Below are 15681 nucleotides of genomic sequence, written 5' to 3' on the forward strand. Positions count from 1 at the left end.
GCGTCTCACCACAGCCGATCAGCGAACACTCCGCGAATGCAGACTGTTCGCTGCTCTCGATGAGAATGATTTTAATCTACTGGCGCAGCACCATCGTGTCATGGAGCTCGCCTTAGGCCAATCGCTCTTCCAACAAGGCATGCCGGCAGAGGCTTTTTTTGTCGTGCTCGAGGGTTGGGCCACCCTTTTCCGCGATCAGCCCAACGGAAATCGCATCGTGATCCATCTATTCGGCCCCGGCGAGTCGTTCGCGGAAGCGCTGATCTCAACCGACAACCTGTTCTATCCGGTAAGTGCCGAGGCCGCATCGCGATTGCGCGTCGCCCGTTTCGACCTCAAGATCTATCGAGACCTCGTTTCACAAAGTCCGCGTCTCGCTCTCGCGGTCATTTCGGCTGTCTTCAAACAGCTCCGCGGCCTTGTGGATCAAATCGAGCACCACAGTGGATGGCCGCCGCGCCGCCGCATCGCAGGGTTTCTTCTCAGAATGTGCCGAGCGGGCGAAGGTGAGAACCGCTTCGATCTGCCACTTGAGCAACAGCTCATCGCCGCACGTTTGTCCATGACACCCTGGACCTTCTCCCGCGAGCTCGGCCGCCTGAGCGAACTCGGCGTCGACGCGAAGCGCGGGCAGATCGTGATCCACGATACAGCGCGCCTCGCGAGGTTCGTGTCCGGCGAGGGTGAGTGAACATGCCGCAGCCGAAACTGTGCCAGCAAGGGCACGCGGTGCAACGGCAGTGAGGGCCGAGTTGCGCTCGCGCAAGTCGTTTCCCGAAACTATACTGTAGAAATCAACAATATTCGGTGAGGGGAGAACACGGGGCGCGATGCGCGTCCCGCAGGGGAGCTTTGCTATGGCTGGAGAAGGCAACGAAAGCGTACCACGCAAGTCGACCACTACAGCCTGGCGACGGGCGGCGTTGGCCACTGGCTTGAGTTTCTCAATGGCGGTCGGTCACACGCTTTCGGCATCGGCGCAGTCGGCCGCGCCCGGCGCGCCGGTTACCCTACCGCCGATCGTTGTTGAGACTCCCAAGGAGGTGGCGCGCCCAGCAAGGACCAAGGCCCGAACAAAGACGGCAGAGCGCATCACCACTCCGCAGTCGCCTACGCCAGTCGTCACACCGGCTCGCCCCGAGAGCGCAGAGGATATCGCGCGCGCCCGCGTGGATGCGCTGTCGGGCGGCACGGCAGTCATCGGCGCGCCGGAGCTGGTCGGAAGGGCGAACGTGACGATCGCCGACACATTGGCCATGGTGCCCGGCGTGATCGTGCAGAGCTTCTTCGGCGGCAACGATCAGCCGCGCATCCAGATCCGCGGTTCGGGACTGCAACAGAACCCTGTCGAGCGCGGCATCCTCATTCTCCAGGATGGTCTGCCGATCAACCGCGCGGACGGCTCGTACGTCGTCGGCCTTGCTGATCCGCGCCAGGCCGAGTTCATCGAGATCTATCGCGGATACACAGCCAACCGCCTGGGCGCGACCGTGCTCGGCGGCGCGATCAATTTCGTCTCGCCGACCGGTGCGAGCGCGCCGGGTGTCGCCTTCGGCATCGAAGGCGGCAGCTTCGGCCAGATCACGGCAACCGGTCAGGCCGGTGCGCGGCAGGGTGATCTGGACGGCCTTGTTCAATTCAGCACATCGCATCGCGATGGCTTCCGCGACTACAACGAATCCGAGCGCACCAACATCGGCCTCAACGCGGGTGCCCGCATCAGCGACAACATCACCACGCGACTCTTCTTAGGCTATACCAAGCTCGGCTTCGATGTTGCGGGCCCGCTGACCAAGGAGGCCATGGAGCAGGATCCGCGGCAGGTGCATCGCGGTCCGGTGATCGTCGGTGGCGTCGCCATCAATCCCGGCCCGAACGTCGTGCGCGATCGGCCGCGCCGCGAGACCGAACAGTTCCGCATTGGCTCGCGCACGACGGCCACCTTCGGGGATCATCTGTTCGATGTCCTGATCGGCTACACCTACAACGACGATATGTTCCGCTTCCCGATCTCCGGTGGCATCCGTTCTACCGTCGGCGGCGATCTGACGGGCGTCGCGCGCTACGCCTACATGCCGGACAAGACGCGCGCGTTGCCACTGTTCGAGCTCACAGCGCAATACGCCTGGGGCACGGCTGATCGCACCTATCATCAGAACCTCTCCGGCACACAAGGCCCGCTGTTCGGCGAGAACGACCTCGAGTCCAGCACCTTGGCGCTCTACGCAGGGCTCAACGTACCGGTCGGCACGCGCGTCACCATCTCTCCGGCCATCTCATACGCCCATGCGCGGCGCATCAACGATGACGTCTATCAGGGCGCGACGCGACCGACGGCCGCCTACAATCCGGCGAACCCCACGGTGGCCCTGCCGGCTGGCGCTGTCGCCGCCACCGATACCAGCTATACGCGCAGATATTCGGGCTGGAGCCCCAGTCTCGGCCTGCTCTATGAGCTGAGCGCACACAACAATCTCTTTGTCGCGGCCAGCCGCAGCTTCGAGCCGCCAACGCATGACGATCTGCTGGCCACCATTAACGGCACGCCCAACAGCTCACCGGGCCGGCCGCAGCCGCCGAACCCGGCGTTCCCGGCCCAAGCCTTCGCCACTCCCGATCTCGACGCGCAGACGGCGACGACGGTCGAAGGCGGCTGGCGAGGCCGGAATAGCCGCTTCGCGTGGAATGCCGTCGCCTACTATTCGTGGATCGACAACGAGCTGCTGAACTTGCGCGATGAGTCTGGTGTCTCGCTCGGTTCCGTCAATGCAAAGAAGACGACGCATTTCGGCATCGAGCTCGGCGTGACGGCGAAAATCACTGATCGGCTTAGCGGACGCCTCGCCTATACGTTCCAGGAATTCCGCTTCGACGATGATCCCGTGCACGGCGACAATCGTCTCGCCGGAGCCCCTCGCCACACGATCGTTGCAGCACTGGGATACGCATTCACGCCAGCGCTCTATGCGGAGGTCGAGGTGAACTGGCGCCCGGATAAAACTCCCGTCGACAACGCCAACACCTTGTATGCCGACCCGTTTGCGATCCTCAACACGCGCGCATCCTACGCCGTATCCGAGACGCTCTCGATCTACGGCGAAGTGCGCAACATCTTCGACAAGACCTACGCATCGTCGACCCTGATCGTCGACCAGGCACGGCCGGACCAAGCGGCTTTTCTGCCGGGTGATGGCCGCGCTTTTATCATCGGAGCCAGAACGCGCTTCTGATCCGGCGCCATGCAGAAGAGTACGCGGATGAAGACGAGGAAGAAGAGGCCCAACCGGCGGCAGGTTTGCAGCTTGCTGGCAAGTGGGGTCGCAATGCCCTTCGTCGGGCTCGGCACTGCTTTCAGCGCCGGAGCGAAGGACGGAGAAGCGATACTGCCCGCGTTGACGCTCTGGGGGCCGCCGGCGGGTCCGTCGATCACGCTCGCGCACGCCATTTCGGCAGGCTACCTTCAGGGTATTGCAGAGAAGCTGGCCTTCAAGGCTTGGCGCAACCCCGACGAGATGCGCGCCGGCCTGACCTCGGGCACGATGCAGGTTGTCATCGTGCCAACGCAGGTTGCAGCCAACCTCTTCAATCGCGGGCTCGGCGTGCGGCTGGTCAACGTGATGACCGACGGACTTCTCTACGTCATCGCGCGCGACGCGAGCCTGACGACCATAGCGGCGCTGCGCGGCAAGAAGGTCGCCGTCCCCTTCCGCAACGACACTCCCGAGTTCATCTTCCGCCGCCTGCTGATGGCGAACACGATGAAAGCCGGCGCGGATCTTACCGTCGAAACAACCGGCACGCCGATTGAGGCGATGCAGCTTCTTCTCGCGGGCCGCATCGACGCCGCCGTCGTGCCCGAGCCCGCAGCAAGCGCCGCTATTGCCCGCGGTACGCTGACGCTGAATTTCGTGACGCGGGTCATGGACGTGCAAAAACTCTGGCGGGAGATCACCAAGTCAGATCACTCCCTGCCTCAGGCGGGGCTGGCCGTGACATCGGCCTTCGCCGACAAGCATCCGGACATCGTTCGGCGCCTGCAGGCCGGGCTCGTCAAGGCCACCGCATCGGTCCTCGAGTCGCCCACCTCCGCAGCCTACGGCGGTTCCTCGGCCCTGGATCTGCCATGGCCGATCCTCCGTCTCTCCATCCCGTGGTCCAATCTCGTCTGCCACGCGGCGCGCGATGCGCGTCCTTCGCTCGAGGCGATGTACGCCGTCATCGCCGAAGCGGACGCGTCCTTGCTCGGTGGCAAGCTGCCGGCTGCGGAGTTCTACATGTGACACGTGCTGCTGCTATCGTATCGAAGCGCCTCGGCCGCACCGGACGCTTCCTGTGGTCGTCGTGGAGTGGCCTCGCCGCGATATTTCTATTCTGCGTCATCTGGCAGATCGGCCACGAGGCCTATGGCGCTTTCATTCTTCCCTCGCCTATCGCCGCCATCGCGGCGGTCCTCCAGCTCGCGACACAAGAAGCGAACTGGCAGACGGCGCTGGTGACGTCCCGACGCGCGCTCGAAGGCTTTGCACTTGCCGCACTGGTCGGCATCTCGGCAGGAATCATCGCCGGATACTCGGCCGCGTCGATCCGCCTGGCCCGGCCATTGGTGACGCTCATTCTCGGTGTCCCACCGATTGCCTGGATCGTGCTCGCGATGATCTGGTTCGGCTCGACGGACGGTATGGTCGTGACCACGGTGGCAATCGCCGCCACGCCGGCCGCTTTCATCGGCGCTGCCGAGGGCATCATGACCCGTGACCGCGGCCTCGACGACATGGCGCGCGCGTTCGGGGCCGGACCATGGCGGCGCTTCTCGACGCTCGCCGTCCGGCATGTCGCCGCATACGTGTTTCCGGCCCTCGTGCTGACACTCGGGACAGCCTTCAAGGTCGCGGTCATGGCCGAGGTCCTGTCCAATTCCGGCGGCATCGGCGGCGGACTGGCCCGCGCTCGTTCCAATCTCGACGTATCCGAGGCCATGGCCTGGGTCCTGATCTCGGTCGTGGCACTGATCGCCGCCGAGTACGGGTTCGTGCGTCCGCTTCACAGCGAGCTCGAACGTTGGCGCGAGGCGGCGCGCCCCTGGGGTGTCCGCCGATGAGTGCTCTCCAGCTCTCCGGCATCGGGCACGCGTACCTCGGGCGCACCGTTCTTGATCACATTGATCTCACCGTCGGGGCAGGAGAGATCGTCGCCCTCGTCGGACCGTCAGGTTGCGGCAAGAGCACGCTCGTCCACGTGGCCGCAGGGATCGTTCAGCCGCTGCGCGGCCGCGTTAGCGCAACATATGTGCGGCATGGCATGGTTTTTCAGGAGCCGCGTCTCATGCCGTGGGCGACGGCCCGCGACAACATCGCCTATCCGCTGCGACTCGCCGGCGTCTCGAGGAAGGAGCGGCGAGCGCGCGCCGAAGATGCGGCCGCGCGTTCGTCTCTCGATGTCGAAGACCTCGACAAGTTCCCGATCGAGCTGTCCGGCGGCATGCGCCAGCGGGTGGCCATTGCGCGCGCGCTCGCAAACCGGCCGGACTTCGTCTATTTCGACGAGCCATTTACCGCGCTCGATGTCGCCCTCAAGCGCCGTATGCAGGACCTGGTCATCAGCGCGGCCCGGGATGAACGCTTCGGCGCTCTATTTGTGACGCACGATCTGTTCGAAGCCGTACGCATTGCCCATCGGATCGCCGTCATGGAACGGCGCGGCCAGGGTATTGCCGGCGAACGCGTGATCGATGGTGTGCCGGGCGCGCGGGAAGATCGGCAGATCTTCGAGATCGTGATGCGCTATCTCGGCGAGGACAGCCTCTTCCACCACGTCAATGATATCGACGAGCGGCGGTTGCCATGAGCACGCCACCTGCCATCCCGACCACGCAGGACGCCCCGCTGCTCACGGTCCTTACGGACGAGGGCCTGCGTCTTTTCTTTCCGCTGGCCGCGTTGTATGCGGCGCTGTGGCCATTCCTCTGGGTGTTCGCCCACAGCTTCGATCTGCCGCTTGCGCGCGATGTCCCGCCTACGCTGTGGCACCCGCATGAAATGTTGGTCGGTGCCTATGGCGCAGCGCTGATCGGCTTCATCACGACCGCAGTGCCCGAGTGGACGGATACCCGACGCCCACAAAAAAGCATCCTTCTCCCACTGGCCTGCCTATGGGGATTGGGGCGCTGCGTCGGAATTCTGGGCTTCGACGCAGTCGGCGCCTTGGGCGCGGCTGGCGACATCGGTTGGATCGCAGGTCTTCTTCTCTATGTCGCCCGCGTGAGTTGGCAACGGAGGTCCTGGGATCTGCTTGGGATGCTGCTTTGGCTTTCGGTCCTGCTCGCCGCTGAGGCGACCACGCGCGTCGGGTTCCTAACCGGCAACCTCGATCGTGCCACACACGGCATCGCTGCGACGAGCTTCGCCTTTCTGGGCTTCCTCAGTTTCGCACTCGCCCGCATCACGGTGCCGGTCACCAACCGCATCCTCGATCCGACCGAAGCGACGAGCCCATATCGCCCGCATCCGGGTCGTCAGAATCTAGCAGCCGGACTCATACTGCTGGCGCTCGCCGGTGACATCGCGGGCTTGTCGGTGGAAGCGCGCGGCTACCTCGTGCTCGCGGCCGGCGCCGCATTCATGGATCGGGCAGGAGAGGCATTCATCGGCCGGCAGTTCTTCAGGGCGGAGATCCTGTGCCTGTTCTTTGCTGCAGCTCTGGCAGGCGCGGGGCTGTTGATGGTCGGGGCCGCTCGTCTCGGGGCTCCGCTCACGGAAACATCCGGTTGGCACATCGCCCTGATGGGTGGCCTCGGCATGAGCATCCTCGCCGTGCTGTCGATTGCAGGGCTATTTCATACCGGTCGCGACTTTCCCTTCCTGTGGCCGGCGAAGGCAGCTTTTGTTCTCCTGATGGCCGCGACTGTGCTGCGCGTTTTGCCGGACTTTGGGCTGAATCTTCCTGGCGGCCTGCATACGCTCAGCACGCTGGCTTGGTCAGCGGCGTTTCTGGTCTGGCTTTACGGGTACTGGCCGATACTCTCCGACGCGCGTTCCATCGGTGGTCACGCCTGCTGAGGCCCTGATTTTCGGAGCCGGTGTCATCGGACTGATTGTCGCTCTTCAGCTCTGCGTTGCGGTGATCATGGATGAGCGTCATAGGCTGCGCCTCAACCGACTTGGAAGCATGGCCGGCGAGCCTCGCATTCGAAAAGACCACTCTTGAACCTAGCGTTGCTCTGATGGAGACAGCAGCTTAACGATTGCCTCAAAGCCATCCCGACAACCGGAAGCTGGCGACCGCAGCTCGAATGAGCCGCCACTACGACGCAAGATCTGTTGCACGATCGACAGGCCGAGACCAAATCCAGGCGCCATCGAGCCGCTCCCTCGCTGAAACCGGTAACGGATATTGATCAGCTCATCTGCTGGAACTACGGGGCCGTCGTTGGCGATGTGGATCGTTGGGCCTTCTGCAATCCAAACACGTATTGTGGAACTCTCGTTGCTATAAGCAATCGCATTGTCGATCAGATTTTGCAGCACGATGGCAAGACCGTCCTGCTCGATGGCGACCGGCATGGTCATATGACCACCGTCGTCGAACTCGATGCGCTTTTTGGAGGGGAGGTAATAGTAGCCATCGATGACGAGCTCTGCCACGGATATGAGATCAGAGGGAGCTGCACCAACCGCCGGCCCTGCGTCCGCTCTACTCTTCTGCAGGAGCCGTTCGATGCGCCCGCTGAGATCCTGCATGGCCGAAAGCACCAGTTCCGCCCGGGCATGATGAGGGCTCGATGCGAGCGCACCAACGACCAGCTCGGCCTGGGCGCGGGCAGCCGCTACGGGATTGCGCAGCTCGTGCGCCCAGTTTGCCGAGAATGCGCGCTCCGCTTCAAGGGCGCGTTTCAATCGGCGCAGCAAGCGATTCGTGTCCAGCACAATGGGCTTCAGCTCTTCTGGCGCCTCCTGAACATTGAGAGGCGACAGGTCCTGACCACTGCGGCGGCCAATATTCTCGGCCAGAAACCGAATGGGTTGCGAGACACGCCGTACGGTTCGCCAAACGACAATAGCGCCAACAAGAATGAGTGCCAGAAGCGGCAGCAGAAAGCTCGCAAGGAGAGTGAGCAATGCTTCCCGACGCTCGTGAGGCTCCTCCGCGACCTGTATCGACTGGCCGTCGCCGAGCACATAGGTGTAGTACCGATTTGGTCCTACATTGGCGAAGCCATTCATGAGCGGCGCGGGATAGGCGGTGGCTGGAGCATTCTTCGACCGCTCCCGCACCACGCCATCGGCTCCCCTAATCTGGTAAGAGATATACTCCGACCGTTCGCCGGATAGCGCCAGGCTCTCAAGCGTCAAAGATGTTCGCGCATCGATTGGAGAGTGGCCCAATGGAACGAGCGTAGCCAGAATCTTAGCGGTCCCCTCAAGCGCATTGTCGTAGACCTCGTTTGTCTCTTCGGTTACGACGAGCGTCGCGATCAATGTGGCACATATCCAAAGCGCCGACACAAGCATCAGCAAACTACGCAGCAGCTCGCGGGTGATGCTCCAAGGCTGCATCAGCGATCTCGCAATCGGTATCCGAGGCCACGCACGGTTGTAATCGTGCCGCGACCCAACTTCCGGCGAAGTCGACTTACATAGACCTCTACAGTGTTGCTTTCGATTTCAGCACCATCTCGATAGAGAGCGTCCTCCAGTTGAGCCTTGCTAACAATAGATCCAGGCCTATCCGCAAGTCGTATCAGAAGCGCCCATTCCCTAGCCGTCATAGTCACGGTGACGCCGTCAAGCCAGAGCTGATGCCCGATTTTGTCGATCGTGACGTTGGCAATCTTCACCGTTGGACTGGGATCACCGACGTGGCGCCTGTGAACAGCCTCGACGCGCGCTGCCAATTCGTCCAAGTGAAACGGCTTCACTATGTAGTCGTCCGCGCCGGCATTGAGGCCGGCAAGTCGGTCACTGAGCTGATCTGCCGCTGTGATGATAAGAACAGGGCGACGGTCGCCACTGCGCCGGAGCGCCGTCAAGATCGACATGCCGCTGCCGCCAGGCAAGTTGAGGTCCAACAAAACAAGCTCATGAGCGGTTGAACGCACAGCGTCTACGGCACTTGCAAAATCGCCGATCAAATCGACCGCATGAGCATCTTGGGACAGGCGCGTGCGGATGGCTTCGCCGAGCGCCATCTCATCTTCAATCAGCAATATTCGCATCGTTCCGGTTCACCCAGAGCGGCTGGGATGAGGACAGTCTTTCAGCTGCGTTTCAGGTTCCGCAGGTAGCCGTATCTATTCGAACGCTGTCGACGAGATCCAGTCGCAGAGCCTGATCCTAGAAGAAAACGCTACCAAAAGCATGCGCCCTATCAGGCCCGAAAACGCTGGCGCTACTCGACGCCGCGACGCCCAAACTGCTTCCGCACATCACCATGATGAGCGTGTTTCCGGCCGCACATAGCTGACAACTTCCCAGCTCCCAACTCAAAAGCGACGAAAGAGTCCCGAGGGGATCGGCCTTTCAGGCACCTTTCAGCATCGCCTGTTAGTGGCCGCTCGTGCGCGTTTGCAAGCTGGTGCTGGCGGCATCGGCGCGCCTTACCGAAGGGGCGTCCATTGACCAAGATATCGATGGGGAAGACGGCTGGCGCATGGCGGCAGCCTGTATCGGGAGCGACCGCGTTTGAGCGCGCACAAAAGGTATTCGGATCTGAGCTGGCGGCAGCTCAATATCCAGCCGGATATCGCCGAGACCTAAAGGGGTGCTTCGAGCGCCGCGCAGTGCTGCGGATATTGTCCGCGTTCCCGAGCGGGGGACACATTCTTGATTGTCCCTCGGGAACAGGCAGAGTGATGCAATTTCTGTTAGGGGCCGGCTTTCGAGTGACAGCCGCCGATTGCTCCGTCCACATGGTGGACCGCTGCCGCGAGAACATGATCTCCGACTTTCCTCACTTGACCGATCGAATGGACTTCAGGGTCGAGGATATCGCGTCGACGACATTTCCCGATCACTGCTTCGATGGGATCATTTGCAATCGACTTTTTCATCACTACGACGATGCCAGCATCCGGATTAGGGTACTGCGCGAACTAGGTCGTCTCACTCGAGGCCTGATCGTCGTTTCCTTTTCAAACTCGTTCTCTGCCTCGATGTTGCGGACAAAACTGCGGGGCGCACTCAGCGGGCGTCATCGCGCGCGCGTTAACTCAATATCGCAGGCGCAGATGTCGAGAGAGTTCGAAGAAGCCGGGATGGATGTCGTTCTCGTTCAACCGGTTTTGTGGGGCCTATCGCGCATGTGGTACATGGCGGGACGACCACGAAGCTGAGCCCTGGCGTCTTGAATGCGACGACGCTCACGCCGGCAAGGCCCACATTGAGCCTCGCTCAAGCAGAAACAGGCCATACGCCAAGGTTCCTGTTCGTCGAGAGCCCCGCCGCCGGCGCGGGGAGGAGCAGGCTCATCGATAAAGTGCGACTGAGCTGGAGGCGATTGGCTGGCTGGCTGGCGACTGCTGGCTGGCTGGCTGCTCAACAGCCAAGGCCGACAGCATGTAGCAGTATAGCCAATTCTTCATGAGGGCATGAGCGTCCTCGACTTCCACGTGAGCCCTAGAACGCACGCGTGGAAGCTGGCGCGATAGCCTTACGCAACTCGTTCAGCTTCTCCAATGTCGCTAACGCATTGGCCTGATCTGCAGCCGCAATTCCTACGATCAGAGCTTCCAAGCAGGCTACGGTGGCGCCATGCAAGGCCACATGCTCGGTTGCGCCTCGCGGTGCAGGAACAGTTACATCGGCGTAACGAGCCAATCGTTGGTCCAACGAGTCGCTAATAAGAACAATCGGCAGCTTCAATCTGCGGGCTTCCTCGATTGTAACAGCAGCCTCCTTGTACGCTCGCCCGTACGCCATGATGAGCAGTGCTTTGCACTCCGCGAGATGCAACAGTTGATCGGCCAGTGCACCGCCCGTTGAGCGTAGGATGTGGCACAGCCTACCATTCCGGGCCAGCAGCGCAGCCGCGTACTCCGCAAGGAATGCTGTCGGCCCAACGCCGAATACAGCAATCCTTGGAGAGCCTTCCAGCAATCTCACTGCGCTCGAAATCCTGGCTCTCACGCCTTCAGCGGCCAGTTGGCTGATCCCGCTCTGCTGCGCACTAAGGACGAAGTCGATCGTCTGCTCGACGTCACCTTCGACCAACGACAGGGTGCGTTGCATATTGTCGGCCGGGCTCGCGCCCTTTCCAAAGGACGCCGCCAACTCACGCTTGAGCTCGGGCAAGCCGGAATAACCTAGTGCTTTCACGGCACGTATAACCGTTGCATCTGAGATACCGAGAGCGAGAGCAAGCTCAGTCGCCGGCTTTGTCATCGCGTCGAGACGGTTACCATCGATGTGGACTGCGACACGCCTAAGCGCCGGGCTCAGCGAAGCGAGCCGGTTCTTCAGTCGCGCGGTCAATCGATCTTCTGTTGCGGCGATTCTTGCCATCTATACGCCCAGCATCGCAGTGTTTCCAAAAGCACTCGGCATTGTAGTAATCACTACACCGGGAGTATACAATTCCCAATATCGTTGGCGTGCGCCGCTTCTGCCGACCGGATGCTTATCGGAGCGATGGAGACTATCGCTTGTGCGGCGCGGTCGCTTTGGGCCATGTGTCCAGATTGCAACTCCGGCTGCCCGAGCGCTACGCGCTCTCGTCTTTTTGTTTACTGCTACAGTCATGAAACAGACCGTGCCTGCGGGTAGCAAGCCAGCAAGCCAGCCGACCGAACGCCAGCCAGCAAGCCAGCCAACCCTGTCCTAAATCCGCCGACACCGACGTGCCGGCGCAAGCACTGTTCCGACAGGAGACATCATGGCTGGGCTGGAAGTCGGCTCCCCTAGCGCAAGGGGACGTAGAAGTGTGACTGGCGTTTCACTAAGGATTACCTTGATTGCAGGCTGCAGCGTGCTTGGCCTGCAGAGCGCAAGAATGGCTCAAGCGCAGCAGCCGCCAACGACGCTCCCTTCGCTGAGCGTTGAGGCACCCGCGGCTAAGAAAAAGCAGCCATCGGCCAAAGCAAAGCAACGTCCTCCGGTCCAGGCCAAGCAGACAGCGCCGGCCCCGGAACCAACGCCGCCACCAGCAGTACAAGCGACCAATCCGGGCGGAGTTACCGGCTATCAAGCCACTCGGACCTCTACGGCGACGAAGACCAACACGCCGCTTATAGACGTGCCCCAGGCGATCTCCGTCGTCACGAAGCAGCAAATCGAGGATCAAAGTGCGCAATCGCTAGCCGACGTTGTGCGCTACATTCCAGGCATCACCATCGCCCAGGGTGAAGGCCATCGTGACGCGCCCATCATTCGCGGACAGTCATCCACGGCTGATTTCTTCCTGAATGGCATCCGCGACGACGTGCAGTACTATCGCGATTTCTACAACATCGATCGCGTCGAGGTGCTGCGTGGTCCCAACGCCATGATCTTCGGTCGCGGCGGTGGCGGCGGCGTCATCAATCGCGTGTCCAAGGAAGCCGGGTGGACGCCCTTGACGGAAGTCTCGGCTACGCTCGGAACTTTCGGCGAGCGCCGCGCTACCGTCGACGTCAATCAGCCGATCAACGACAGGTGGTCCGTGCGGATCAACGGCTTGATCGAAGACTCAGAATCCTATCGCGATTACTTCGAGAGAAAGCGGTATGGGTTCAATCCCACAATCACATTCGCGCCCGACGCACAGACGAGGTACGTCGTTTCCTATGAGTTCTTCAAGGACGACGGCACGACCGATCGCGGCATACCGTCCTATCGGATACCGCCTGCGCTTGGGAAGCCCGTACCCACATCACGCTCGCAGTTCTTCGGAAACCCAGATGAGAGCTACTATGGGGTGGAGGCGCACATTTTGCGTAGCCACCTGCAGCATTGGACGGACGCGGGCGTAAAGATCAGCAACCAGACCCTCTTCGCCAGCTACGACAAGTTCTACCAGAACGTCTATCCGACTGGCGTCAACCCGGCGCTCACGGACGTCACGCTGGGCGCCTACAACAACCAGACGGATCGCACGAGCATCTTCAATCAGACTGACATCAGCTACGCGTTCGATTTCGGCTGGATGAAGCACACGGTTCTGGTCGGTGCCGAGTTGAGCCGGCAAAGGACCGATAACTACCGCGAGACCGGCACCTTCCTAGGCTCAAATACCGTGCCTTACTGGAATCCGGTCTCCCGGACGCCGGTAGTCTTCGCTCCAACAAATAACGATGCCAACAGCAAGTCGACCGTCGACGTCGCCGCGATCTACCTGCAGGATCAGATCGACCTCGGCAAGCACTTCCAGATCATCGGCGGTGTTCGGTATGACCACGTGAGCGTCGATTCCTTCGACAAGCGCCCGACAGCCACCATACGCGAACGCGAACGTGACGACGACTTGGTTTCGCCGCGTATCGGCGTCGTGTTCAAGCCGTTCAGCGCCCTGTCCCTCTACGCGAGCTACAGCGTGTCGTATCTGCCGTACTCCGGAGATCAATTCGCGATACTGGACGGCACGACAGTCACCTTGGACCCCGAGAAGTTCACCAACTACGAAATCGGTGCCAAGTGGGACATCCAGCCCGGCCTGTCGCTGACAGCGGCAGCGTACAAGCTGAACCGCACCAACACGCGCATGAACGACCCGAACAATCCGGGACAGATCATACAGGCTGGCGAAACGGAGACGGAAGGCTTCGAGCTCACGTTGACCGGACAGGTTACCGACAAGTGGCAAGTCGTCGGCGGCTATGGCTACCAGGATGCTGTAGTCGTCAGGTCCGACACGACCCCAGCCGGCAATCGGCTCGCACTCGTTCCAAAGAACACATTCGCACTCTGGAACAAGTACCAGTTCACACCCTCATTTGCCGCCGGTGTCGGCATCATCCATCAAACCGACATGTATGCGGGCGTGGACAACGTGGTGGTCCTTCCCGACTTCACCCGCGTCGATGCAGCCTTGTACTTCAAGTTCACCGATAAACTGCGCGGGCAGGTCTATGTCGAAAATCTCTTCGACGAAAAATACTTCCCGACGGCCCACAGCAACACCAATATCATGCCGGGCTCGCCACGGGCTGCGCGCTTCACTTTGACGTCTAGCTTCTAGGTGGGTGCCTATTATTGCTGCGAGACGGCCGGGTTCCCTGCAGGCAATACCTGCAGGGAACCGTTTTGTCGGCTGTCCAATGCGGCTTAGCTTATCTCAGCAGCTGACGACGGCGTTGAAGGCCTATCTGCCACGCGACTTCCCCTCGCGCGGGTCACTTGGGCTCCTGCTGCTCTTGCTCCGTTGGCCAGACCAATCTCGACAAGACGCCTCTGCTGCTCTTTCCGCTCTGGCTCGCGCAGCTATCCCCGCCATTCTGAGTGCAGTGGGGGCAAAAAGACCGCCAAAAGCCCCACAATCGGAATGAACGAGCAAAGCTGATAGACGCGATCGATGCCTATGCTGTCGGCGAGCTGGCCGAGCATTGCAGCGGCTACACCGCCAAGGCCGAACGTAAGGCCATAGAACAGTCCGCCGATCATACCGACGCGATGAGGCAGTAGCTCCATGGCGAAAATCAGTATGGATGCGAATGCGCTCGCCATGATGAGATTGATTATGACCGTGAGGACACCCGTCCAGAAGAGATTGGCGTAAGGCAGCATAAGCGTGAACGGCAATGCACCGAGGATCGAGAACCAGATGATGCGCTGGCGGCCGATCCTGTCACCTATGATGCCTCCGACGAGCACGCCAGCCGCCGACGACGCCAGGAACAAGAACAACATCATCTGCGAGGACTGCAGGGAAACGTTGAACTGGCCCATGAGATAGAATGTGTAGAACGACGTAAAGCTAGCGGTGTAGGCGTTCTTCGAAAACAAGAGGACGATCAATATGGTCAGCGCCAATGCCACTACAGCAGGTGAGTGGGGAGACGGTTGTACGGTGTTGGACCGAGCTTTGCTCTGCTCGGCACGGCGCCGGACTGCTGTGTGCCGGCCCGCCGACCACACCATCAGAATGATTGCGATCAGCGCGGCAACTGCGAACCACGAGAGGCTTGATTGTCCGCGCGGCACGATGATGAAGGCCGCCAGGAGCGGACCGACGGCGCTACCGGACTGACCACCGACCTGGAAGATGCCTTGCGCGAGACCTTGGCGCCCGCCCGAGGCATTGCGCGCCATGCGTGTCGCCTCCGGATGGAAGATAGAGGAACCAAGCCCGACACTCGCCGCAGCAAGAAGCAGCAAGGGGTAGCTGCTCGCGAAGGCGAGGCCGATCAGACCGCAAAGCGTGAACAACATCCCAACGACGGTTGAATAAGGCATGGGACGGCGATCGGTGACGTAGCCGACTGCCGGCTGGAGCAGTGACGCCGTAACCTGAAACGTCAGGGTGATGAGGCCGATCTGCCCATAGTCGAGCGCATAGGCCTGCTTGATGATTGGATAAACCGCCGGAATGAGCGATTGCATCATATCGTTTAGAAAGTGCGTGGCGCTGAGGATCAGCAGCAGCGGGATGTGAGCCCCTTGAGCTGAGGACACGGAACGCTCGAAGTTCATGGGTCTCTCTCAGGCCAACTTGTTTTGATTATCGGTGCCGTCCGGCCGGTCGTTGGAGCGATTGACCAAAAGTTTGCGGGCAGGA

Annotated in this window: 12 protein-coding genes; 8 read left to right on the forward strand and 4 right to left on the reverse strand. The window is 61.2% G+C overall.

The window, feature by feature from the left end; translation table 11 throughout:
- The first annotated feature begins 100 nt into the window (after nt 1-100).
- From CS1BSM3_RS21035 to CS1BSM3_RS21060, 6 genes are all read left to right on the forward strand, one after another.
- A complete protein-coding gene (locus CS1BSM3_RS21035) occupies nt 101-691 on the forward strand; it encodes a Crp/Fnr family transcriptional regulator (RefSeq protein WP_174263746.1) in 591 nt (196 codons plus the stop codon).
- Between the two features lie 256 nt (nt 692-947).
- Nucleotides 948-3230, forward strand: a complete 2283-nt coding sequence (locus tag CS1BSM3_RS21040) for a TonB-dependent receptor family protein (RefSeq protein WP_083528778.1) — start codon at nt 948-950, stop codon at nt 3228-3230.
- Between the two features lie 27 nt (nt 3231-3257).
- Nucleotides 3258-4280, forward strand: coding sequence for an ABC transporter substrate-binding protein (locus tag CS1BSM3_RS28715; protein WP_072394214.1), 1023 nt, complete (start codon nt 3258-3260; stop codon nt 4278-4280).
- Nucleotides 4277-5098, forward strand: a complete 822-nt coding sequence (locus CS1BSM3_RS21050) for an ABC transporter permease (protein ID WP_083528779.1) — start codon at nt 4277-4279, stop codon at nt 5096-5098. Before CS1BSM3_RS28715 ends, CS1BSM3_RS21050 begins: the two co-directional genes overlap by 4 nt.
- Entirely contained in the window at nt 5095-5844 is a 750-nt protein-coding gene (locus CS1BSM3_RS21055) for an ABC transporter ATP-binding protein (protein ID WP_072390483.1), read from the forward strand. The genes CS1BSM3_RS21050 and CS1BSM3_RS21055 overlap by 4 nt, the downstream gene beginning before the upstream one ends.
- A complete protein-coding gene (locus CS1BSM3_RS21060) occupies nt 5841-7055 on the forward strand; it encodes an NnrS family protein (protein WP_072390486.1) in 1215 nt (404 codons plus the stop codon). The genes CS1BSM3_RS21055 and CS1BSM3_RS21060 overlap by 4 nt, the downstream gene beginning before the upstream one ends.
- Nucleotides 7056-7205: 150 nt before the next feature.
- Here the strand turns inward: CS1BSM3_RS21060 and CS1BSM3_RS21065 are convergent, their stop codons facing one another.
- Together CS1BSM3_RS21065 and CS1BSM3_RS21070 are read right to left on the reverse strand one after the other, a co-directional pair.
- Nucleotides 7206-8552 (reverse strand): sensor histidine kinase, encoded by a 1347-nt coding sequence (locus CS1BSM3_RS21065; protein WP_072390489.1) that lies wholly within the window; start codon nt 8550-8552, stop codon nt 7206-7208.
- The gene (locus tag CS1BSM3_RS21070) at nt 8552-9211 is read right to left on the reverse strand and encodes a response regulator (protein WP_072390492.1); all 660 of its coding nucleotides are present in this window, start codon (nt 9209-9211) and stop codon (nt 8552-8554) included. The genes CS1BSM3_RS21065 and CS1BSM3_RS21070 overlap by 1 nt, the downstream gene beginning before the upstream one ends.
- Nucleotides 9212-9610: 399 nt before the next feature.
- Between CS1BSM3_RS21070 and CS1BSM3_RS21075 the strand changes: the two genes are divergently transcribed.
- On the forward strand, nt 9611-10327 hold the full coding sequence (locus tag CS1BSM3_RS21075) for a class I SAM-dependent methyltransferase (RefSeq protein ID WP_143149306.1): 717 nt from the start codon (nt 9611-9613) through the stop codon (nt 10325-10327).
- 283 nt (nt 10328-10610) lie between these two features.
- On the opposite strand, the gene CS1BSM3_RS21080 is transcribed toward CS1BSM3_RS21075, so the two are convergent.
- The gene (locus CS1BSM3_RS21080; protein ID WP_072390498.1) at nt 10611-11495 is read right to left on the reverse strand and encodes a MurR/RpiR family transcriptional regulator; all 885 of its coding nucleotides are present in this window, start codon (nt 11493-11495) and stop codon (nt 10611-10613) included.
- 487 nt (nt 11496-11982) lie between these two features.
- Here CS1BSM3_RS21080 and CS1BSM3_RS21085 point away from each other — a divergent pair, with 487 nt between their 5' ends.
- Nucleotides 11983-14145 (forward strand): TonB-dependent receptor, encoded by a 2163-nt coding sequence (locus tag CS1BSM3_RS21085; protein ID WP_083528780.1) that lies wholly within the window; start codon nt 11983-11985, stop codon nt 14143-14145.
- A 242-nt stretch (nt 14146-14387) separates the two neighbouring features.
- On the opposite strand, the gene CS1BSM3_RS21090 is transcribed toward CS1BSM3_RS21085, so the two are convergent.
- Entirely contained in the window at nt 14388-15596 is a 1209-nt protein-coding gene (locus tag CS1BSM3_RS21090) for an MFS transporter (RefSeq protein WP_072390501.1), read from the reverse strand.
- Nucleotides 15597-15681 lie beyond the last annotated feature (85 nt).

It is taken from the genome of Hyphomicrobium sp. CS1BSMeth3, assembly GCF_900117415.1.
Taxonomy (GTDB): Bacteria; Pseudomonadota; Alphaproteobacteria; order Rhizobiales; family Hyphomicrobiaceae.